Source organism: Arthrobacter sp. ov407 (assembly GCF_900102895.1).
Lineage (GTDB): Bacteria > Actinomycetota > Actinomycetes > Actinomycetales > Micrococcaceae > Arthrobacter.
Window position 1 is genome coordinate 132,319 of record NZ_FNGD01000008.1, and the last position, 21,768, is coordinate 154,086.

General features: G+C 66.3%; 15 protein-coding genes. 10 read left to right on the plus strand and 5 right to left on the minus strand.

Annotated elements, in window-relative coordinates:
* The first annotated feature begins 24 nt into the window (after window positions 1-24).
* Both nadC and BLS42_RS12180 read left to right on the plus strand, forming a co-directional pair.
* Window positions 25-945, plus strand: coding sequence for a carboxylating nicotinate-nucleotide diphosphorylase (gene nadC / locus BLS42_RS12175; RefSeq protein WP_090581670.1), 921 nt, complete (start codon window positions 25-27; stop codon window positions 943-945).
* A gap of 8 nt (window positions 946-953) precedes the next feature.
* A complete protein-coding gene (locus tag BLS42_RS12180) occupies window positions 954-2,099 on the plus strand; it encodes a cysteine desulfurase family protein (RefSeq protein WP_090581500.1) in 1,146 nt (381 codons plus the stop codon).
* Between the two features lie 33 nt (window positions 2,100-2,132).
* Here BLS42_RS12180 and BLS42_RS12185 read toward each other — a convergent pair whose 3' ends face one another.
* Complete coding sequence (locus BLS42_RS12185; RefSeq protein WP_090581502.1) at window positions 2,133-2,618, minus strand: GtrA family protein; 486 nt, start codon at window positions 2,616-2,618, stop codon at window positions 2,133-2,135.
* A 4-nt stretch (window positions 2,619-2,622) separates the two neighbouring features.
* Window positions 2,623-3,297 (minus strand): DUF1684 domain-containing protein, encoded by a 675-nt coding sequence (locus tag BLS42_RS12190; RefSeq protein ID WP_090581504.1) that lies wholly within the window; start codon window positions 3,295-3,297, stop codon window positions 2,623-2,625.
* Window positions 3,298-3,422: 125 nt separating this feature from the next.
* Between BLS42_RS12190 and BLS42_RS12195 the strand changes: the two genes are divergently transcribed.
* The 3 genes from BLS42_RS12195 (at window position 3,423) to BLS42_RS12205 (ending at window position 6,640) form a co-directional block, all read left to right on the plus strand.
* Window positions 3,423-4,910, plus strand: coding sequence for a M20/M25/M40 family metallo-hydrolase (locus BLS42_RS12195; protein WP_090581506.1), 1,488 nt, complete (start codon window positions 3,423-3,425; stop codon window positions 4,908-4,910).
* A gap of 30 nt (window positions 4,911-4,940) precedes the next feature.
* Complete coding sequence (locus BLS42_RS12200; protein ID WP_090581672.1) at window positions 4,941-5,750, plus strand: hypothetical protein; 810 nt, start codon at window positions 4,941-4,943, stop codon at window positions 5,748-5,750.
* Window positions 5,751-5,836: 86 nt separating this feature from the next.
* On the plus strand, window positions 5,837-6,640 hold the full coding sequence (locus tag BLS42_RS12205; RefSeq protein ID WP_090581508.1) for a transglutaminase-like domain-containing protein: 804 nt from the start codon (window positions 5,837-5,839) through the stop codon (window positions 6,638-6,640).
* Between the two features lie 44 nt (window positions 6,641-6,684).
* On the opposite strand, the gene BLS42_RS12210 is transcribed toward BLS42_RS12205, so the two are convergent.
* Window positions 6,685-7,146 (minus strand): MarR family winged helix-turn-helix transcriptional regulator, encoded by a 462-nt coding sequence (locus BLS42_RS12210; protein ID WP_090581510.1) that lies wholly within the window; start codon window positions 7,144-7,146, stop codon window positions 6,685-6,687.
* Window positions 7,146-8,270, minus strand: coding sequence for an LLM class flavin-dependent oxidoreductase (locus BLS42_RS12215; protein WP_090581512.1), 1,125 nt, complete (start codon window positions 8,268-8,270; stop codon window positions 7,146-7,148). Before BLS42_RS12215 ends, BLS42_RS12210 begins: the two co-directional genes overlap by 1 nt.
* A 208-nt stretch (window positions 8,271-8,478) precedes the next feature.
* Between BLS42_RS12215 and BLS42_RS12220 the strand changes: the two genes are divergently transcribed.
* The 5 genes from BLS42_RS12220 to BLS42_RS12240 all read left to right on the plus strand — a co-directional run bounded on the left by BLS42_RS12220 (window position 8,479) and on the right by BLS42_RS12240 (window position 18,566).
* On the plus strand, window positions 8,479-9,933 hold the full coding sequence (locus tag BLS42_RS12220; RefSeq protein ID WP_090581514.1) for an MFS transporter: 1,455 nt from the start codon (window positions 8,479-8,481) through the stop codon (window positions 9,931-9,933).
* A 148-nt stretch (window positions 9,934-10,081) separates the two neighbouring features.
* Entirely contained in the window at window positions 10,082-11,005 is a 924-nt protein-coding gene (locus BLS42_RS12225) for a M20/M25/M40 family metallo-hydrolase (RefSeq protein WP_256336438.1), read from the plus strand.
* Window positions 11,006-11,456: 451 nt separating this feature from the next.
* Window positions 11,457-12,728, plus strand: a complete 1,272-nt coding sequence (gene ectB / locus BLS42_RS12230) for a diaminobutyrate--2-oxoglutarate transaminase (RefSeq protein WP_090581518.1) — start codon at window positions 11,457-11,459, stop codon at window positions 12,726-12,728.
* A 78-nt stretch (window positions 12,729-12,806) separates the two neighbouring features.
* Window positions 12,807-14,258, plus strand: a complete 1,452-nt coding sequence (locus BLS42_RS12235) for an aspartate kinase (protein WP_176803372.1) — start codon at window positions 12,807-12,809, stop codon at window positions 14,256-14,258.
* 15 nt (window positions 14,259-14,273) lie between these two features.
* On the plus strand, window positions 14,274-18,566 hold the full coding sequence (locus BLS42_RS12240; protein WP_090581522.1) for a Pls/PosA family non-ribosomal peptide synthetase: 4,293 nt from the start codon (window positions 14,274-14,276) through the stop codon (window positions 18,564-18,566).
* On the opposite strand, the gene BLS42_RS12245 is transcribed toward BLS42_RS12240, so the two are convergent.
* Window positions 18,563-21,748, minus strand: coding sequence for an efflux RND transporter permease subunit (locus tag BLS42_RS12245; protein WP_090581524.1), 3,186 nt, complete (start codon window positions 21,746-21,748; stop codon window positions 18,563-18,565). The genes BLS42_RS12240 and BLS42_RS12245 overlap by 4 nt on opposite strands.
* Between the last annotated feature and the right edge of the window lie 20 nt (window positions 21,749-21,768).

Sequence of the window (21,768 nt, forward strand, 5' to 3'; positions counted from 1 at the left end):
CACGCAACCGCTGCCCCGGAAACCGTGCCCTCCCGCACCGCGGCGCTCGCCGGGAGCCTGCCCGAGGCCGCCGTACTGGCCGTCCTCCGCACGGCGCTGCAGGAGGACGCCCCGTACGGGGACATCACCTCGCAGGTGCTTATCCCCGCGCAGGCGCGAGCGACTGCGGTGCTCAATGCCCGCGTCCCCGGCGTCCTGAGCGGCGGGGAAGTCTTCGCCGCCGCGATGAAGCTGACCGACCCGGACGCCGTCGTCGAACTGCTGGTCAAGGACGGCGAGGCCTTCGCGGCCGGAACCGCCCTGGCCCGCGTGACCGGGAACGCCCGCGCCGTGCTGCTGGCCGAACGCGTCGGACTGAACCTGGTCCAGCGGATGAGCGCCATCGCCACCATGACGGCCGAGTTCGTGGCGCTCGTGGACGGCACCGGGGCGCGGATCACCGATACCCGCAAGACCACGCCGGGGCTGCGGGTGCTGGAACGCTATGCAGTACGCTGCGGCGGCGGCGCCAACCACCGCTTCAGCCTCTCCGACGCCGTCCTGGCCAAGGACAACCACCTGGCCGTCCTCACCGGCGGCGATCCGGCGAAGCTCACCGCGGTGCTGCGCGGCGCCAAGGCCCAGCTTGGCCACACCACCCACTTCGAGGTGGAAGTGGACACCATGGAGCAGATCGAGCCCGTACTTGCGGCCGGGGTGGACACCATCATGCTGGACAACTTCTCCGTGGCCGAGCTGGCGGCCGGCGTCGCGCTGGTGGGCGACCGGGCCCGGGTCGAAGCCAGCGGCAACGTCAATCTCGCCACCGTGGCGGACATCGCGGCCACGGGCGTGGACGTCATCTCGATCGGCGGCCTGACGCACAGCGTCACGGCCCTGGACCTTGGCCTGGACATAGAACTGGCCGTTGAGCCGGTTCTTGCCCCGGAACAGACGGACGGCTGAGGCGCACCGTGATCTTCCTCGACGCAGCGGCCACCACCCCGGTCCGCCGCGAGGTGCTGGAGGCCATGTGGCCATACCTCGCGGGCGAGTTCGGCAACCCGTCAAGCCACCATTCCCTGGGTGAGGCGGCCGCCACGGCGCTCGCCGGGGCCCGCGCCGCAACCGCCAGGGCCCTGGGCTGCCGCCCCGGGGAAGTCGTCTTCACCTCCGGCGGCACCGAAGCGGACAACCTCGCCGTCAAGGGCATCGCCCTGGCCCGGCGCGCCGCCGATCCGCGCCTCGACCGGGTGGCGATCAGCGCCGTCGAACATCCCGCGGTGGAAGAATCCGCCAGGTACCTCGAACGGGTCCACGGCTTCGCGGTCGACGTGATTCCCGTGGACCGCTTCGGGCAGGTGACGGAAGAGGCCCTTGCCGCGGTGCTGCACCCCGGGACGGCCCTGGTCAGCATCATGTACGCCAACAACGAGGTCGGCACGGTCCAGCCCATTGCCCGGCTCGCGGCGCTGGCCCGCGCCCAGGGCGTTCCGTTCCACACCGATGCCGTCCAGGCCGCCGGCTGGCTGCCGCTGGACACCGGCGCACTGGGCGTGGACGCGCTGAGCATTTCCGGCCACAAGCTGGGCGCGCCCAAAGGCAGCGGTGCGTTGTTTGTGCGCGGGCGGGTCCGGGTTGAGCCGCTGGTCCATGGCGGCGGGCAGGAACGCGGCCGCCGTTCGGGCACCGAAAACGTCGCCGGGGCCGTGGCGCTGGCGACGGCCCTGACGCTGCCCCGGGAACCGGCCGGACGCATCGCAGCCCTCCGGGACGGGTTCATCGACGCCGTGCTTGCCGGTGTTCCCGGCGCGCTGCTCACCGGCCACCCCACCGAGCGGCTGCCCTCGGTGGCCTCCTTCTGCTTCCCGGGCACCAGCGGCGAGTCCGTGCTGCTGGAACTCGACCGCCAAGGCGTGGTGTGCTCCAGCGGGTCCGCGTGCGCGGCGGGCTCGGATGCGCCGTCGCCCGTGCTGCTGGCCATGGGCATCGAGCCCGAGGTCGCCCAGACGGCGGTGCGGTTCAGCTTCGACTCGACCGTGACCGCGGACGAGCTCCGCCAGGCCGCAGCCGCCGTGGGCGTTGCCGTCGCCGGGGTCCGGGCACTTCGGCCCAACTAGCTGGCAGTAGGGCAGGCGAGGCGGGGGTCAGACCTAGCGGTGGCGGGCGCGCCGGAAGATCCAGTGCCGAAGCATCGAGAACCGCACGGCGGTGGCGGCGAAGCCGGAGAGGGTGGTGGTCCACAGCTCCTCGGCCACGGTGGCGCCGGGATTGACCCAGTGCAGGACGGCCAAGCTGCCGCCGGTGATCAGAAGCGCGACGAGGATCACGATCAGGCCGTTGAGGTGGTCACGCTTCATCCGGCGGCGCTCTGTGATCTTGAACGTCAGGCGCCGGTTGAGGGCGGTATTCATCAATGACGTCAGGATCAGGGCCGCCGCGTTGGCCGGCTGGGCCCCGAGCCAGGGCCGGGAAAGGGCGTACAAGCCAAGGGAAGTCAGGGTACAGACAATCCCGACGCCGGTGAAGCGGACGAGCTGGCGGACCACCGGGTAGCGAAGGACTCCGCGGTGGCGGCGGGCGGTCTGCCCGCGGACGACGGCGGGGGCGGGAGCCTGCTGTTCGAGCTGGGACGCCATCCGCTCAGTACAGCTCGCCTACGGGGATGTCCACGGCCAGCCGGTTCGCCGGGCCGGCAAGGGGACATGCCCAGGCTTCGTTGTAGGCGCAGGAGGGGTTGTAGGCGAAATTGAAGTCCAGGACGAATTCGGCCTGGGGCCCGGAGCCCCGCACGCCGTGGAAAGCCCCCTTGATGGTGTCCAGGAGGTAGCGTCCCGCGCCGTAGCTGCCGCCGGGCTGGCCCGCGGTGGCGTCGCGGAACGGCACGAAGATGCCGCCACCGTAGCCCCTGAGCTTCCAGACTGCGAGCTGCCCCATCTCGGGAAGGTCGAAGGTGCCCAGCCGCACGAACCGGACCAGGCCGTCAGTCCCGGTCTCCACATTCATCTCCCGGCCGGCGCCCTCGAGGGTCAGCGGGACGTGGAAACGGTAGATCGGATCATAGTCCGCCGTCTTCAGGCCGCCGAAGCTGGCCTTGGCCTCGGCCGTCAGCGCCGAGGCCGGGTGCGTGCCGAACATGCGGTCCCGCTCCTGGCGCCAGTAGGAATGGGCTTCCGCCGGGCTGTCCGCGGCAATCTTCCGCGTGGTGGCATAGAGGGCAAAGGTCCGCAGCCGCCAGTCCGCGATATCGAGCGCCGACATGCCTGCCACGTCCCCCTGTTCCCCAAAGTGCGTTCCGTCAAAGTCATGTTCGGCCATGCCCCCAGCGTATCCGCTTTCGCGAGGCCGAAATTTGTGCGCCGAAATTGTGCCCCGCATTCCGGGCCGGACCCGCGCGCCGAATAACCCGTTCCGGCGAGCCATCCAGCCGTAGACTTTCGCCCATGCGCAACCCCCTGCAGAACCCGGCCGCCGGCAGCACCCTCAAGAGTCCGGTGGACACACCGGGCGGCGCAGGCGAGACTCCGGGCGGCGCGGGCGAGACTCCGGGCAGTGCGGGCGAAACACCCGGCGGCTCCGGGCACGCCGCGGCGTCGCTGGCGGAGCTCGTGACCTACCGGACCGTGTCATTCCGAGCCGAGGGGTCCTCCCGGGCGCAGGCCGGAGCGGAGCCAGCCGAGTTCGAGGCCTTCATCGCGGCGCTGCCCCGGCTGTATCCGGCGGTCCATGCTGGCCTGGACCTGGAGCGCGTCAACGGCCACGCCCTCCTGTACCGCTGGCCCGGCCGCGCCTTGGCGGAGGACCCAGCGGCCGCGCAGCGCGCGTCGGTGCTGATGGCGCACTACGACGTCGTCCCGGCGGGCGACGCAGGGGAGTGGACGCAGGCGCCGTTCTCCGGCCACAACGACGGTACCTTCCTGTGGGGCCGCGGGACACTCGATGACAAGGGCCAGCTCGTGGCCATCCTGGAGGCGGCCGAGAGCCTGCTCCGGGCGGGGTACGCGCCGGCGCATGACCTCTACTTCTCGTTCGGCAACAACGAGGAGACAGCCGGCAACAGCGCGGCGGCTGCCGCAGATCTGTTGGCCGCCCGCGGGGTGAAGCCCTGGCTCGTGCTGGATGAGGGCGGTGCCGTCGCGGGCGGTGCCTTTCCGGGGGTGAGTCGGCCGGCCGCCGTCGTCGGCGTGGCCGAAAAGGGCATCCTGGACGTGGAGATGCTGACCCGGGACCCGGGGGGACACGCCTCCACGCCGCCGCGGATGGGGGCGACGGCACGGCTCGCCCGCGCCGTCACGCGGATCGAACGCCACCCGTTCCCGCAGTCGCTGCCGGAGGTGACCGCGGAGATGCTGCGCCGCTTCGGCCCGCATATGCCGCCGCCGCTGCGGGCCGTATTCGCCAACGTGGCACTGCTCCGGGCGCCGATCACCTGGCTCTTTGCCCGGCTCGGCAACGAGACCAACGCGATGACCCGAACCACCGTGGCCATCACCACCCTCGAAGGCAGCTCCGGGGCGAACGTCCTCGCCGCCACGGCCAAAGCGAACGCCAACATCAGGGTGGCGGTGGGGGAGACCGTCGAGGGCACCGTCGCACGACTGCGGACAATCATCCGCGACCCGAAAGTCGAACTGCGCGTCGTGGAGGGCAACGACCCGTCCCCGGTCTCCCCGTCCTCCGGGGCCCAATGGGATCTGCTGGCGGAGTGCATCGGGCAGGTCTTCCCCGAGGCGATCATTACCCCTTACATCATGATGGGCGGCACGGACTCGCGCCGCTTCACCGGGATCTGCGGTGCCGTGTACCGCTTCGCGCCGTTCTTCATGGACGTCCGGGCCCGTGGAACCATCCACGCCGTGGACGAGAAAATTTCCCTGGAGACGCTGGACCAAGGGGTCCGTTTCTACGAAACACTGATGCGGGAGCTCTGAGTCATGCGGCGCCCCGGCTACGCTGGCACCATGACTGGGACGGCGCGTTTCGGAGGATCACACACCGCCGGGAATCGGAGCGCTGTGCTGCGCACCGGCGCGGCGCTCGCGGTCGCGGCGGCAGCCCTTACGGGCTGCAGCAGCGACGGCAAGGGGACGCCGGTCTGGACTGCAGGCAGCGGCGCGACGGAGAGTGCGACGTCGACTGCCGGCCCCGCGCCGGCATCGTCGGCCAGCGCTTCCGCCGCCCCTGGCTCGAGCGCGGCGGCCTGGAAAGTCTTTACCGATCCGGCAAAGACCGTCAGCTTTGAGGTGCCGCAGGACTGGATTGCCCAGTCCGTTGCTCCCGACCCGGGAGCGCTGCCGGGGGCGCTGAAAATCACCGTCAAGGACGCCAAAGGTGCTTACCTGGCCACCTTGCAGACAGGTCTCCCCCCGCGGCCTGCGCCGGCCTGCGCGGACCGCGCCGCCCGGAACTACGTCGTGGTCAGCAGCGTGCCTGTGGACCTGCCGCACGCCGGCGGCGAGGGAACCATTGACCCGCACGTGGTGTTCCGGGTCATCCAGGGCTACAAGTACTTCGGCTCCTACGGCATCACCAACGTGGTGGGCGGCGCCGGCGGCAAGAGTTGCGCGTTGCAGAATGTGGTCCGTGGCCCGGCCGGCAAGGGGGACTATTCGTTTGGGGACCTGACGGTGTTGAAGACGTTGGCGCCGGATCAGAAGGTCGCCCCAGCAAAGTCTTTCGACACTCTCGACCAGGCGGCCAAATACGTCAACGATAGGTCCGAATTTGCCAACGTTCAGCGGATGCTAATGTCTCTGAAGATCAAAAACTAGTCCCGCCCACCCGCACATCCCCGGTCCGTTGGCGGCGGCTTCCCACTGCACCCACCTCACATCCCACATCCCGGAGACAGAGATACATGGAACGCGCCGTAGCCGCACGCCTGGCCTTCAAGACCGTCGCCGAGACCAAGGTGGCTCTCGCCGTGGCCGTGGCCCGGAACGCCGGGTACGGCTCTTTCGACGAGTCGCTCACGGTCACCGCGAGAGGCGAGGACGTGCCGCTGACCGAACTCTCTGACCATCACGGCGGGCGCTTCCACTACATGGAATTCGCCGAACCCACCGACGTGCTGGTTGAGTATTCGGCCACCGTCACCGGCTTCGCCGTGCCCGAGGAACCCGGGCTCATGGAACTGATCCGCTATGTCCGGCCCAGCCGCTACGCGGAGTCGGACCGGCTGCTGCCGACTGCTTATGCCGAATTCGGCGGGCTCCAGGGCGAAGAGCTGCTCCACGCCATCCGCAACTGGGTCTTCAACGAGCTGCGCTACGTCAGCGGATCCTCGCGGGGGACCGACGGCGCCGTCGAAACCCTGCTGCACCGCCGCGGCGTCTGCCGGGACTTTGCCCACCTCGCCATCGCCCTGCTGCGTTCCAAGAACGTCCCGGCCCGGCTGGCCGCTGTCTATGCCCCTGGACTGATCCCGATGGACTTCCACGCCGTGGCCGAAGCGCACATCAACGGCGCCTGGCACGTCATCGATCCGACCGGGCTGGCGCCGCGGGAAAGCATGCTCCGGATCACGGCCGGGCGCGATTCCTCGGACACCGCCTTCCTGTCCACCGTGGGCGGCAGCCTGTCCCTGAAGGAACTCAGCGTCACCGCCGTCGTCGACGAGCTGCCGCTGGAGGACCCGGCGAAGCTCGTCGCCATCCAGTAGGCGGCGCCATCCAGTACGCAGCCGCAGGGTCTTAACGCAGGGTGCTAGCGCAGGGCGACCGAGGCGCGGAGCTTCTCTGTAAGCCGCAACAGCTCCTGCTGTTCGGCGGCGGAGAGAGCCGGGCCCACGAGTGCGGCGATGTCGCGCACGTGTTCCCGGCCGATCTGCTTTTGCAGGTCCCGTCCGGCATCGGTGAGCCGGATGAGGATCCCGCGGCCGTCCTGGGGGGCCGGTGTCCGTTCGACGAGCCCGCGCTTTTCGAGCCGCTCCACCAACCGGCTCAGGCTGGACTGGCTCAGCAGGACGTTGTCGTTGAGCTCGTTCAGGCGCAGCCACCCGGAGGGGCAGCGCGAGAGCGTGAACAGGACGTCGTACTCATTGAGCGCCAGGGCTTTGAACGCCGGCGCCGCCTGCAGCTTGCGCATCACCGCCACCTGGGCCCGGAACAGGGATTCCCAGGTTTCCGCGGCCAGGCGTACCGGCGATTCTGTGCTCTTGGCGGGCATCATGAGCCCTTGATGGTGGTCTCTGCCGCGGCGGCGTCGACGGTGCCCGCCGCCAGCGCGGCGGCCACCCGGCCGGCGTGTGTCGGCGGTTCCGGGACATGTGCGGGCTTGAGCGCGGCATATTCCTTGCGCAGCACCGGCAGTACTTCTTCGCCGAACAGATCCAGCTGTTCCAGGACGGTCTTCAGCGGCAGGCCGGCGTGATCGATCAGGAAAAGCTGGCGCTGGTAGTCGCCGAAGTACTCCCGGAACGTCAGGGTCTTTTCGATCACTTCCTGCGGGCTGCCGACCGTCAGCGGCGTCTGGGACGTGAAGTCCTCCAGCGAGGGGCCGTGGCCGTAGACCGGGGCGTTGTCGAAGTAGGGGCGGAACTCCTTGACAGCGTCCTGGGAGTTCTTCCGCATGAAGAACTGGCCGCCCAGGCCCACAATCGCCTGGTCCGCCTTGCCGTGGCCGTAGTGCTCGTAGCGTTCGCGGTAGAGGCCGATCAGCTGCTGGTAATGCTCCTTGGGCCAGAAGATGTTGTTGGCGAAGAAACCGTCACCGTAGTACGCCGCCACCTCGGCGATCTGCGGCGTGCGGATCGAGCCGTGCCACACGAAGGGGGCCACGCCGTCGAGCGGACGGGGGGTGGAGGTGAAGTTCTGCAGCGGGGTGCGGTGCTTGCCGGACCAGTTGACGGTGTCCTCGTCCCAGAGGCGGCGCAGCAGGGAGTAGTTTTCGATTGCGAGTTCGATCCCGTCCTGGATGTTCTTGCCGAACCAGGGGTAGACGGGGGCGGTGTTGCCCCGGCCCAGGACCAGGTCCACGCGTCCGTCCGCGAGGTGCTGGAGCATCGCGAAGTCCTCGGCGATCTTCACCGGGTCATTGGTGGTGATCAGCGTGGTGGCCGTGGACAGGATGATGCGCTCGGTCTGGGCCGCGATGTACGCGAGTGTGGTGGTGGGGGAGGACGAGAAGAACGGCCGGTTATGGTGCTCGCCGAGGGCGAAGACATCCATGCCGATCTCTTCGACCTTCTTGGCGATCGCCACGGACGCCTTGATGCGCTCGTGCTCCGTCGGGGTGCGGCCCGTGGTGGGGTCGGTGGTGATGTCGCTGACGCTGAATACGCCGATCTGCATTGCGTGCCTTTCCGTGGCCGGGGTGATCCGGGATCTGCTTCTACTATAACCGATATACATGCATTTGCATCTATCGAGCGGTATAACGTCCGCCACGGACGAATATTCCCGCACCGGTGCGGCCGAGTTTCCCGTGTGCAGGGGAACGTGGGCCTAGGATGCAATCAATCGGCTGGCCGTGAGGTGCCCGCCCGCCCGAAAGGCCCCCATGCGACGTGTCGTAGCTTTTCTGTGTCTGGTGGAGCTCACCAGCGGAATCCTGCAGGGCTATTACACGCCCATCCTCACCGATATCGCCCGGCATCTGGGGATCCACGACGCCGACGTCAACTGGTTTGAGGCCGCGCAGCTCATGGTCAGTGCCCTCGCCGTGCCGGTGCTGGCCAAGTTGGGGGACATGTACGGGCACCGGAAGATCCTGCTGGCTTCCACGTTGGTCACCGCCGCGGCCTCCTGGGGCGTCGCGCTTGCCCCGGACTTCTGGACCTTCCTGGCCGCTTGGTCATTCCAGGGCTTCTACGTGGTCTGGCTGCCGCTCGAAATCGCCCTGATCTTCAGTCGCGTCCATCAGCTGCCTGACGGCGCCGCCCGCACCCGGCGCGCGGCCGGTGTACTGGTCGGGGCGCTGGAGACTGGTGTCATCGCCGGCGCGCTCGCGGCCGGCGCGCTGGTGGAAATGTTCGCCGGGCAGCTGCAGCTCGTGCTCCTGGTCCCCGCGGCGGCCGTGTCCGCGTGCTGGTTCGTCATCCGGTTTGGCGTGCCGGAGTCCCGTGAGCGCAGCGGCGGACGGGTGGACACCCGCGGCTTCGCGCTGCTCGCCGTCGGACTGCTGCTCATCACTTCGGGGCTGACCTTCATGCGCCTCAACGGAGCCGGCGCGTGGTGGCCGTGGGCGCTGGTGGGAGCCGGGATTCTGGTGTTCATCCCGTTCGCGCGGTTCGAGCTGCGCGAGGCAGATCCCCTCGTGGATATCCGGATGCTGCGGGGCAAGTCCATGTGGCCGGTCCAGCTGACGGCCGGGCTCTTTGGCGTCTCGGTCCTGGGCGCACAGGCCCCGCTGTCCACCTTCGCCCGGACCGACCCCGCGCTGCACGGCTACGGCCTGGGCCTGCGCGCCGGGCAGGTCTCAATCATCATCGGCGTCTACGTGCTGGCGCTGCTCGTCGGCGCGCTGCTGTACCCGGTGGTGACCCGACGGCTCACGCCGCGCTGGACGCTCGTGGGCGCCGCGGCGCTGGTGGGCCTTGGCTACCTGCTGTTCCTGCCGTTCCATGGCAGCCTCGCCGAAACGCTGGCGAACATGGCTATCGCAGGCGTCGGCTCCGGTGCCCTCGTAGCGGCGCTGCCGTCGGCGGCCGCCGCGGCGGCACCCCTCAACCGCACCGCGATGGCCACGGGCCTGACCAACACCACCAAGACCATCGGCGGGGCCTTCGCGTCCGCGGTGTTCGGTATCGCCCTGCTCAGCCACGTCCTGGCCGACGCCGGGGCCGGGGCGGGGGACTCCGGGCAAACCGCGGCGCCGCTCACCGGGTACCTCACGGTATGGACCATTTGCGGGGTTACCGGGCTTGCCGCGGCTGCCGCGTTGATGCTGGTGCCCCGGCTGGCCTTCTCCGACGCCGCCACCGCCGTCTCACCCGTCCCGGCCAGCTCGCACTAGCCGGACCCTTCCTCCTCGACACCTGACGAAGTATGTTCGTACGGTGACGGGTACTCGAGGGCACAGACGGGGAAGCGCGGCGGCCGCGGCCGTCTTGGTGGTGATCAGTCTCCTGCTCTCGGGATGTACCGCGTCGCGGTTGGATCCTGTGAGTACTGTGGACGCGCGCACCGTGCTGGAGGAGTTCAAGTCCCGGGACATGGTGGGGCACATGCAGGCGCCGCAGCGGGTGGCCGATGCCAGTGGCGGAAACCGGGCCGCCGGGACCTCAGGATACGAGGAATCGGCCCGCTACGTCGAGGAGCAGCTGCGCGCCGCCGGGTATGAACCGGTGCGACAGACCTTTTCCTTCCGGCGTGATGGCCGAGGCAAGTCGCGGGTGGAGTCCTTCAACATCCTGGCCGACACCGGCGGCGATGCCGGGCACACCGTGGTGGTGGGCGCGCACCTGGACTCCGTGCAGGAGGGGCCGGGCATCAACGACAACGCCAGCGGGGTGGCGGCGGTCCTGGAGACAGCGCGGTGGATGAAGGAGGCCGGGATCAAGCCGGTCAACCGGGTCCGGTTCGCTTTCTGGGGCGGGGAAGAGGACGGGCTGTACGGGTCCCAGCACTACGTCGACGAACTCAGCCAGGCCGAGACCGGCCAGACCGCGGCGAACCTGAACGTGGACATGGCTGCCTCGCCCAACGGCGTGCGGTCCGTGCACGACGGGGACGGATCGGATTTCGGCGACGCCGGCCCGGCCGGGTCCAAGGCGATCGAGGACATCCTGTTCCGCTACTTCCAGGAAAACGCCCTGGCTGCCGAGACTACGCCCTTTGACGGCGGCTCCGACTACGACGCCTTCCTCTCGGCCGGCATTCCCGGCGGCGGATTGTTTACCGGCGATGTGGAGAGGAAAACCCAGGCCCAGGCGCAATCCTTTGGCGGGGCGGCCGGCAAGGTCCTTGATCCCTGCTACCACCAGGCCTGCGACACCATCGCCAACACCAACCAGGAACTGCTCCAGGAAATGTCGGGCGCCCTGGCCTACGCCACCGTGGCCTACGCGATGGGCAACGCCGGCTAAGCGCCGTCCATGCGCCGTCCATGCGCCGTCAAGTCGAGCGTCCAGGCCGCCGGCAAGTCGGGTGTTGAGGCCGCCGGCGTCCATGTCCAACGGATGCCCGGGCGCCGCGTTTTTGTCCAAGTACCCAGGGGCCGCCAGAAGTGTTGAACCTGCACTGAATCGGGTAGTTAATCAGCCGTTTAAGAGGAAAAAACAGGTACCCGCTACTCAGGTGCTGTGAGTTTGCTGAGTTTACGATAAGAAACGGATAAGCATTCGGGCGGGCGCAAGTGACCTGCCCAGTTCACGTAGAGAAAACCTCGATACGTGGGTAAATACGGGCCTCGCGAAGCAACGGTCAGTGCGCCACAGATGCTGCACTGCTTCCTTTCCGTGCCCGTCAACCGGAAGGCCTGGGCGGTGTTTACGCTCGGGAAACTTCGCCAGTGAGAAGTACGGGGGGCATCGACAGATGGACATCTTCGAAAGTTTGGAGTCTGAGGTCCGCAGCTACTGCCGCAGTTGGGACACCGTGTTCGAACGTGCGGCCGGCAGCAGCCTCTACAGCGAAGACGGCAGGGAGTATCTGGATTTCTTTTCCGGTGCCGGAGCACTTAACTACGGGCACAATAACCCGGTGCTGTTGCGGCCACTCGTGGACTATCTTCTCTCGGGCTCAATCATTCACTCGCTCGATATGAAGACGCCTGCCAAGCGGCGCTTCCTGGAAACCTTCCGGGAGTTGATCCTCAAACCGCGGAATTTGGACTACAAGGTCATGTTCCCCGGTCCGACGGGAACAAACTCCGTGGAGGCCGCCCTGAAGCTCGCCCGGAAGGTTACCGGCAGGCCGCATGTCCTGAGCTTCACCAACGCATTTCACGGGATGACCTTGGGATCACTGTCCGTTACGGGCAATTCCATGAAACGGCAAGGGGCCGGCGTTCCGCTGACGAACACATCGAGTATGCCCTATGACGGCTTTTTCAACGGCCAGGTACCGGACTTCCTGTGGCTGCGGCAAGCCTTGGAGGACGGGGGCTCAGGCATCGATAAGCCCGCTGCGGTGATCGTGGAAACTGTCCAGGGCGAGGGTGGGCTCAGGGCCGCTCGGGCGTCCTGGTTACGAGGCCTTGCGGAGCTGTGCCGCCAACATGGCATCCTGCTCATCGTTGATGATGTTCAGGCCGGATGCGGACGCACCGGGACATTTTTCAGTTTTGAGGAAGCGGGCATCACTCCTGACATCGTCTGCCTGTCGAAGTCCATCTCGGGCTTTGGACTGCCTTTGGCGCTGACTCTGTTCAAACCCGAGTTGGACATCTGGAAGCCCGGCGAGCACAACGGAACATTCCGGGGGCACAACCCGGCCTTCGTCACCGGCACGGCTGCCCTGGAACACTACTGGCAGGACGACAAATTCGAGTCGAACGTCGCGGGGCGCATCTCGCAGCTGCACGAGGGGCTTACACAGATCGCAGCGGGTGTCGAGGGCGCCACGGTCCGTGGCCGGGGACTGCTCGCGGGTGTCTACTACCCCGACCCTCAGACGGCGGCGAAGATTGCGGCTGAATCGTTCGCCCGGGGCCTGCTCGTGGAAACTTCCGGTCCGGAAGGTGAGGTGGTCAAGGCGATGCCCGCGCTGACTATCAGCCCCGAAGATCTGCAGAAAGGACTCGATATTCTCGCTGCAGCCGCAGTGTCTGTGACCGGAGAGCCGGTCATCTTGGGATCAACCGTTTGAGCATCCGAAAAGATGGCAAAGCCGGCTCAAAGTGGCCAGCACCGCTTGCAACAATCGAAGTAGATTTCGGGGAGAGAAATGGGTACCCGCAAGGCAACTGCACTTAACGAAAGTGATCTAGCGGACACCGACCGGGCGATGCGCCCGGGCAGCGTCATTGTACAAAAGTTTGGGGGTTCATCCCTGGCGGATGCCGCGGGTATCCTCCGGGCGGCCGAGCGGATAGCCAAAACGCGGACCAACGGATATCGGGTCGTGGCGGTGGTTTCCGCCATGGGGGACACCACAGATGAACTCTGCGACCTCGCTGCTGAGGTTTCCGCTCGGCCGCTTCCGGTGGACCTCGACGCCCTTCTGAGCATTGGTGAACTTGTGTCCTCGGCACTCTTGGCGATCGCACTGGCGGATCTTGGCCAGCTGCCCCGCACGTTCACTGGCAGCGCGGCCGGTTTCATCACCGACAGCATCCACGGCAAGGCACACATTACGGATGTCAGGCCGGACCGCGTTCGCAGTAGTTTGGCCCGTGGCGAAGTGCCCATCGTTGCAGGATTCCAGGGCAGGACGCAGAAGCGGAATAAGGTCACCACCCTCGGTCGCGGCGGCTCGGATCTCACCGCGGTCGCGCTGGCCGCAGCACTCGGGGCCGATATTTGCGAAATATATACGGACGTCGACGGCGTCTACACCGCGGACCCGCGGGTTGTCCCGACAGCGCGAAAGATCGATGTCCTCTCGAGCGAGGAAATGCTTGAGTTCGCGGCCTCCGGATGCAAGGTACTGCACCTGCGGTGTGTTGAATATGCCCGCCGGTTCGCCATTCCGATCCATGTGAGGTCCTCCTTCGTGCCGGAGGCAGGGACGCTGATCTTGCCTGGCCTTGACCGTCATCCACTCCTCCAGCCCGCAAGGGAGCAACCGGAGGTGACCGGAGTGGCCGGGGTCAACTCGACTTCGAAAATTACTGTTGTTGGAATTCCGGACCGGCCGGACAGCATGGCGCGCATCTTGAAGGTCCTCTCGCGTTCGGGAGCGCACGTCCAGGCAATTGTCCAGAATACGGCCGGCCCAGGCGCGACGCGTTCCGACGTAGCCCTAATCGTGCCGGCTGCCCATGCAGGCACCGCCCTTGCAGTGTTGGATGCCGAAAAGGGAACAATTGGTTTTCAGGGTTTGCAGCACGACAGCGAGGTGGGCCGGGTGTCCATCACTGGGCTGGGTATGCGCTCGTCCCCGGAAATCTTCTGCACGTTCCTTAAGGCCCTGTCGGACGCCGATGTGGACCTCGATCTTGTCGACATATCCGAGACGTCCGTGGGCGCGGTCACGCACGCCGACCGGCTCGTGGACGCCGAGCGCGCTGTCCGACGGGCCTTTGGTATGGCCCCGGCCGGCGAGGAATCGATGGTTGGGCATGAGGGCCACCTCATGCCAACTGATGGCCCCCCGGTCGAGACGTGGGTTGGAATTTCTGGCCAGGATATGACACCTGTCCCGCAGGGCGACAGAACTGTGGCACGTCACTTCTAGCGAAGGAGCTAAAGGATGGGCAAGACTGCGAGGATCGGCAACGGCCTCACCAGACCCCCTGAGTTGCGGGGAAAGATGTCGATGCTCGGCGGCTCGGAAGGGGGAGCCATACTGACCTCGGCCGCGCCCGATCAGGCTGCGCGCTGGAGTCGGGGCGAACGGTTGGACCAGCTTTTTGAGGACAGCTGCGACCACTTGCGTGAACGGGGGCTGGGCGACCAGGTTGCCGTAGATGCGGGGGACGTCGTCTTGACCTACACGGAGCTGGATGAACGGGCGAACCAGCTGGCGCGACATCTCCTGGTGTGCGGTGCCCGGCCGGGTGACCGCATCGCGTTGTTGTTTGACCAGCCGTGGCGCGCCTACGTGGCGATGCTTGCCGTACTGAAGATCCACGCAGCCTATGTTCCGCTGGATCCGGGATTTCCCCCTGATCGCCTTCAATACATTGTCGAAGACGCCAATGTGGCGATGGTACTTTCCCTGTCACATCTGAAGGATTTGCTACCCGAAGTGGCCGCCGTCACGGTGTGTGTCGATGATGTGCAGGCGCAGATCGACGCCAAGGACTCCGCTCGCCTGAGCGGTGCGGACCATGGCGGGACGAAGGATGAGCTGGCGTACATCATCTACACCTCCGGTTCCACAGGCCGGCCGAAGGGCGTGGCGGTCGAGCAGGCAAGCATCTGCAATTTTGTCCGCGTGGCCTCCGACATTTACGGGATTGAGTCCACGGATCGCGTGTACCAAGGCATGACGATCGCCTTCGATTTTTCGGTGGAGGAAATTTGGGTTGCCTGGATGGTCGGTGCCACTCTGGTTCCCAAGCCAGGCCGGTCCAGCATGTTGGGTGCCGAGCTCGCGGAGTACCTGCAGGAAAAACGGATCACAGCTCTTTGCTGCGTTCCAACGTTGCTGGCGACGCTTGACGATGATCTGCCCGGTTTGCGGTTCCTGCTGGTCTCCGGAGAGGCTTGCCCCAAGGATCTCGTCATGCGCTGGCACCGTCCCGGCCGTCGCTTCCTGAACGTCTACGGCCCGACCGAAGCGACCGTGACTGCCACGTGGTCGGTCCTCGACCCAGACCTGCCCGTGTCCCTCGGTGTGCCATTGCCCACCTACACGGCCGTCATTGTGGATCCCGCTGAGCTTCGGGCCCTGCCGCGCGGTGAAACGGGAGAAATCGGCCTCGCCGGGGTCGGCCTGGCGCGCGGGTACGTGAACCGTCAGGACCTGACGGAACGGGCCTTTGTCCCGGATTTCCTGGGAATCGAGAACAATCCCTCCGGCAGGATCTATCGCACCGGAGATCTTGGGCGGGTGAACGACGACGGGCAACTTGAATACTTCGGCCGGATCGATACCCAGGTCAAAATACGTGGCTACCGCATCGAACTGAGCGAAATAGAGTCCGTCCTCCTGCAGCTCCCCGGCATTGCACAGGCAGTCGTTCAGACCTATGAACCGGAACAGGGAACCGTGGAACTGGCCGCCTATTACACCCTGCGCCAGGACGTCGGGGGTGTTGATGCCCATGATCTCCACCGGATGCTGCGCACCAGGCTCCCCGGTTACATGGTTCCTGCCTATTTTGAACAGCTGGACGCCATTCCCATGATGGCCAGTGACAAGGTGGACAGGAAGCGGTTGCCGCGTCCGGAGCACAGGATCAGTCAGGCGGCCGCCGGGTCCTATACCGCGCCAACGACCGCCGCCGAAGAGGCCCTGGCAACGCAGCTTGGCGCCGTTCTGAGTCTTGACAAGGTCTCTACCGAAGCCCATTTCTTCAACGACCTGGGTGCGGACTCGTTGTTGATGGCGCGCTATTGCGCCCGCATCAGGAAAGAGACCGCCCTGCCGGCAGCGGCCATGCAGGATATCTATGAGAACCCGACCGTTCGGCAGCTTGCCGCGTGTCTCGAATCTAGGCACAGCGAATCTGTTCACAGCGCGGCCGTACCTGAGACCGACGCTGTAGCCCCGGCATCGGTGCCCCCGGTGAGCGCGTTCCAGTACGGTCTTTGTGGTGCGATCCAACTGCTGGTTTTCCTCGGTTACATGATGTACGCCGCTTGGCTGCTGATTTTTGGCTATGAGTGGACGTTGGGGGGAAGCACCCCGCTTGATATGTGGATTCGCTCCATCGGTTTCGGCGTGGCCACTTTCGTGGTCCTGTCTGTAACCCCGATCATCGCCAAATGGGTCCTCGTCGGGCGGTGGAAGCCGGGCACCATCCGAATATGGAGTCTGGCTTATCTCCGTTTTTGGACGGTCAAGACACTTACCAGGGCAAATCCATTGGCCATGTTCGCCGGCTCTCCGCTCTACGTGCTGTACCTGCGGCTCCTGGGCGCAAAGATCGGCAAGGGGGTGGTGATCTTCTCCCGGAAGATGCCCGCATGCCCGGATCTGCTCACGGTCGGTGACAACACCGTCATCAACAAAGACTCCTCGTTCGTGTGCTACCGCGCACATGCGGGCATCATCGAGATGGGCCCGGTGTCGCTGGGAAGCAACGTTCTTGTCTCGGAGAGAACCACCCTCGACATAGGAACGACGATGGGCAATGACACCCAGCTCGGGCATGCCTCGTCGCTGCAGACTTCCCAGGTCGTACCCGACGGGCAGGTCTGGCACGGTTCCCCGGCCGCACGTGCCAGCGCCAATTATCGGCGGGTCCCGGCACTCGACTGCAGTACCCGCAGGCGAGTCATCTATAGCCTGCTCCAGCTGTTCAACCGCCTGGTCCTGGTTGTTCCGGCGGGCGTTCTCGGGCTGGCGATGCTCCTGCCGCCCTACCTGAGCACCGGACACCTGCAATTGGGCGCCTTCACGTTTTTTGCCGACGTTGCGGCTGTATCACTGGTTATTTTCATTGTCGGGCTGTTCACCGGTCTGGTGGCCGTCCTCTGCGTCCCGCGTTTGCTGAACCACTTCATCAAACCTGATGTGGTGTATCCGCTCTACGGCTGGCATTTTTCGATCCAACGGCTGATATCCCGTTTCTCGAACGTGAAGTTGTACAAAGACACCTTCGGCGACAGTTCCTACATCGTGTACTACCTGAAGGCCCTGGGCTGGAAGCTGGGCAAGGTGCAGCAAACGGGATCGAACTTCGGCCCCACGCTGGGCCACGAGTCGCCATTCCTGAACACCGTGGGAACAGGAACCATGGTCTCAGACGGCCTGAATATGATGAACGCCGACTACACGAGCAGCTCCTTCCGACTCTCGCGGGTCCAGATCGCCGGCCATAACTTCCTGGGCAACAACATCACGTTTCCGATTGGTGCCCAGGTCGGTGAGAACTGCCTGCTGGCCTCGAAAGTGATGATTCCGATTGACGGCCCGATGCGGAGGGATGTGGGGCTGCTCGGCTCACCCGCATTTGAGATTCCCCGGTCGGTTCAGCGTGACGCTGAGTTTGATGAACTCAAAATCGAGGACGCCATGAACAGGCTCCTGCCAGACAAGAACCGGCACAACATCATTAGCATGGTGCTGTTCCTGGCCGTGCGCTGGTTCCTGCTCCTTGCTGCCACATTCGCCGGAGCCATTGCCGTATCGGCGCACAGCTTCCTGGGCGTGCTGGCCGTCGCCGGGGCAATGCTCGGCTTGCTGGTGTTCCGGGTGCTGTTTACCGCATTGGTGGAGCGTTCGGTCATGGGCTTCCGCCGCCTGAAGCCGCAGTACTGCTCCATCTACGATCCGTACTTCTGGCGGCACGAGCGTCTCTGGAAGCTGCTGGCCGTGGGACCGTTCAACGGGACCCCGTTCAAGGCCCTGATCTGGAGGCTGATGGGCGTCAAGGTGGGCAAGCGGCTCTACGACGCGGGCTTGAACATGCCGGAAAAGACCCTCGTGACGATTGGCGATCACTGTACCTTCAACGAGGGAGTACACGTCCAGGGCCACTCCATGGAGGACGGCGCGTTCAAGTCCGGCCACATCGTGATTGGCAACCGCTGCTCCCTGGGCGTGGACGCCTGGGTCAACTATGGAGTGACGATGCACGATGGTTCGTCACTCGGGGCCGACGCCTTTCTGATGAAGGGTGAAGACGTCCCGGACGGTGCAACATATTCCGGCAACCCGGCGCGCGAGCTGATGAGCCCCGCCGCGCCCGCAACCCTCGCGGCCCCGGTATCCCGCGGACCCCGTCACAGGGACGCTGTCGCGGCGGCCGGTGGCCGTCTGAAGCTCTCGAAGGGAGCCCACGGAACGCACGCAGCCCACGGCGCCCATGGAACCCCCGCGACGCCCCGGGCATCGCGGGACAAGGCCGGGACACCGAATTCTGGGTCCTAGTGCGAACTGGTTGGCAGGGCAGCGTCTTCGGGGAAGTCATCCGGGAAGTCCTCAGCCACGCTGGCCGGCCCGGAATGACGTCCGCGGGGCAGGGACTTTTGCAGGGCCCTGCGCTCACGCCGTCCTTCCACAAGCCGGTACAGCACGGGAACCAGGATGAGCGTGAGGACGGTGGAGGAGATCAGGCCGCCGATCACCACGATCGCCAGGGGCTGGGAGATGAAGCCGCCGCCGCCGGTCAGGCCCAGCGCCATTGGCGTCAGGGCGAACACCGTGGCGAGCGCGGTCATGAGGATGGGGCGGAGTCGCTGGCGGGCGCCGTGCGTGATCGCGTCCGCCACGTTCATCCCGGGTTCGCCGTCGCGGGGCTGGCGGTACTGGTTGATCAGGTCGATCAGCACAATCGCGTTGGTGACGACGATGCCCACGAGCATCAGCATCCCGATCAGCGACGGGAGCCCCAGCGGCACCCCCGTCACCACGAGCAGGGCGATGGCGCCGGTCGCGGCGAACGGGATGGAGACCAGCAGGATCAGCGGCTGCACGAGGGACTTGAAGGCAGCCACCATGATCACGTAGACGATAGCGACGGCGGCCAGCAGCGCGAGGCCCAGTTGGCGGAACGAATCGGCCTGCTGGGTCGTGGCGCCGCCGATCGTGGCGGTAACCCCGGGCGGCAACTGGACTGACGTGAGCCGGTTCTGCACTTCGGTGCTGACCGCGCCGAGGTTGGCGCCCGAGGGCGTCACCGAGACCCGCGCGGTGCGCTGGCCGTTGCTGGCCGTGATCGATACCGGCACGTCGACCTGCTTCACGGAGGCGATGCTGCCCAGCGGCACAGTGCCGGCCGCCGTCGGGAGCGGGATGTTCTGGACCGCGGCGATACTCGTGAAGCGGGTGCCTGCGCCGATCCGCACCGGGAAGTCGTTGGTGTCGATCCGGACAGTCCCGGCCGGAATCGGGCTGATACTTGCGGCCAGGACTCCGGCCACGCGTTCTTCGTTCAGGCCGGCCGCGACGGCGTTGGCCCGATCCACCTTGACCTGGACCACCGGTTGGCTGGCGGCCAGGTTGGTGGCCACCTCGCTGCTGCCGGGAACGCCGTCCATGGCCTTGACCATCGCGTCACTGGCGGTCCGGAGATCGGCGGCGGTGGCGGCCTTGAGGGTGATGTCCACGGTCGAGGTCGTGCCGAAGCCGCCCTGCTGGGAACCGACGGTGATCTTGCCGGCGTCGCCGAGTTGGGCGAGCTTGCTGCGGACCGTGTCCTGGAGCTTGCCCTGCTTGGCTTTCTCATCCGTCACCACGGTGAACGTCGAATTCGACGCGCCGGACGAGAGCAGGGCCGAGAATCCGGTCTGAGCGTTTCCGGTGGTGGCCTGGACGTCCCTGATTCCGTCGATGCCCCGCAGGGCGTCTTCGACCCGGATGGCCGATGCGCTGGCCTCGGCGAGGCTGGTCCCCGCCGGAAGGGCCTGCTTGACGGTCATGCTGTTCTCGCCGGACCGGCCCAGAAGGTCGGTGGCAAGCAGCGGGGACATCGCCACGGTGCCGCCGAGCACCAGGGCCGCGGCGATCAGCGTGAGGACCGGATGCCGCTGCGTGCCGGTAAGGACCGGCAGGTAGCCGCGTTGCAGCAGCGTGCGCTGCTCGGCCTCGTGCGCCTTGGCGGCAATGCCAGCGTCCGAACCAGCGGCGGAGCCTGTGACGGCGGGTGTGCGCAGGAACCAGTAGGCCAGTACCGGCACGATTGTCAGCGAGACCAGCAGCGAGGAAAGCAGGGCGATGGTCACCGTGAGCGCGAACGGCCGGAACAGTGCACCGGCCAGATCGCCGACGAAGGCGATGGGCAGGAAGACGGCCACGGTGGTCAGGGTGGACGCCGTGATGGCGCCGGCGACTTCGCGGATGGCGGTCACGATGGCGGTGATCTTGTCTTCGCCGTAGCTCAGGTGCCGCTTGATGTTTTCGATGACCACGATCGAGTCGTCCACCACGCGGCCGATGGCTATGGTGAGCGCGCCAAGGGTCAGGATGTTGAGCGAGTAGCCGGTGGCCGAGAGCCCGATGAACGTGATCAGCAGGGACAGGGGGATGGACACTGCCGTGACCAGGGTGGCGCGCACGGACATCAGGAACACCAGGATCACCAGGACGGCAAAGCCCAGTCCCAGCAGGCCCTCGGTGGTGAGGTCCTTGATCGACTTCTCGATGAATGGCGCCTGGTCGAAGACCGGGGTGAACTTGGCGTGAGAGCCAAGCTCTGCCTCGAGCTGCGGGATAGCGTCCTTGACCGCGTGGGAGATCGCGACGGTGTCGCCCTCGGGTTTCTTGGTCACGGACAGGGCGAGAGTTTCCTTGCCGTTGGTCCGCGTCATCGAGGTGCGGGCGTCCTCGACCAGGCTGACATCCGCCACACTGCCGATCGTCGCCGCAGCGCGGGCCGCGCCCAGGGGGAGGGCCTTGATGGCGTCGAGGGAATCCACCGGGCTGCCGATCTGCAGCGAGAGGGTCTTGCCCTGTTCTTCGATGGTGCCGGCCGGAACCAGCGCGCCGTTGTTCTTCAGCGCGTCACTGATGGACTGGATGCTCGCGCCCGACGCCGCGAGGTCCTGGGGCCGCGGCAGGATCTGGATGTGCTCAGTGGCGCCGCCGGTGACGTCGGCGCCCCGCACGCCGTCGAGCTTCTGCAGCCGGGGGACACTGAGCCGGGCGAGATCGGCGTTGAGCTCGCTGAGCGGCTTGTCCGAGGACACGGCCAGGTACACGATCGGGAAGTCGCTGATGCTCCCGGCGATCGCCTGCGGCTGGACGTCCTTCGGCAGGGCCTGCTTGGCGTTGGAGATTGCGCGGTCGATCTGGTTCCGGGCCCGGTCCAGGTTGGCGCCGTACGTGAACGCCAGGGAGATCTGTGAGACGCCGTTACGGGACGTCGACGATGTCGACTCCAAGCCCTCGACGCCGTTGAGCGCCGTTTCCAGCGGGGCGCTGATCTGCTTGTCGACGACTTCCGGCGACGCGCCGGGCATCGAGGAGATGACCGTGATCTGCGGGAACTCGATGGACGGGATGAGCTCCTGCTTCAGCGAGGACATCGTGATTACGCCGAACACCGACGCGAACACGGTGATTAGCGCGATGAGGGCCCGATTGGCGAGCGAGAGCTTTGCGAGCCGGAACATCTCATGGTCTCCTGGTGGGT

What these genes read in the sequence shown, in the direction of transcription:
- BLS42_RS12220 (WP_090581514.1), top strand. Translation starts at nt 8,479, where the DNA reads ATGCGACGTGTCGTAGCTTTTCTGTGTCTGGTGGAGCTCACCAGCGGA.
- BLS42_RS12190 (WP_090581504.1), bottom strand. Translation starts at nt 3,297, where the DNA reads ATGGCCGAACATGACTTTGACGGAACGCACTTTGGGGAACAGGGGGAC.
- BLS42_RS12240 (WP_090581522.1), top strand. Translation starts at nt 14,274, where the DNA reads ATGGGCAAGACTGCGAGGATCGGCAACGGCCTCACCAGACCCCCTGAG.
- BLS42_RS12200 (WP_090581672.1), top strand. Translation starts at nt 4,941, where the DNA reads ATGACTGGGACGGCGCGTTTCGGAGGATCACACACCGCCGGGAATCGG.
- BLS42_RS12185 (WP_090581502.1), bottom strand. Translation starts at nt 2,618, where the DNA reads ATGGCGTCCCAGCTCGAACAGCAGGCTCCCGCCCCCGCCGTCGTCCGC.
- BLS42_RS12205 (WP_090581508.1), top strand. Translation starts at nt 5,837, where the DNA reads ATGGAACGCGCCGTAGCCGCACGCCTGGCCTTCAAGACCGTCGCCGAG.
- BLS42_RS12210 (WP_090581510.1), bottom strand. Translation starts at nt 7,146, where the DNA reads ATGCCCGCCAAGAGCACAGAATCGCCGGTACGCCTGGCCGCGGAAACC.
- BLS42_RS12235 (WP_176803372.1), top strand. Translation starts at nt 12,807, where the DNA reads ATGGGTACCCGCAAGGCAACTGCACTTAACGAAAGTGATCTAGCGGAC.
- BLS42_RS12245 (WP_090581524.1), bottom strand. Translation starts at nt 21,748, where the DNA reads ATGTTCCGGCTCGCAAAGCTCTCGCTCGCCAATCGGGCCCTCATCGCG.
- BLS42_RS12195 (WP_090581506.1), top strand. Translation starts at nt 3,423, where the DNA reads ATGCGCAACCCCCTGCAGAACCCGGCCGCCGGCAGCACCCTCAAGAGT.
- BLS42_RS12215 (WP_090581512.1), bottom strand. Translation starts at nt 8,270, where the DNA reads ATGCAGATCGGCGTATTCAGCGTCAGCGACATCACCACCGACCCCACC.
- ectB (WP_090581518.1), top strand. Translation starts at nt 11,457, where the DNA reads ATGGACATCTTCGAAAGTTTGGAGTCTGAGGTCCGCAGCTACTGCCGC.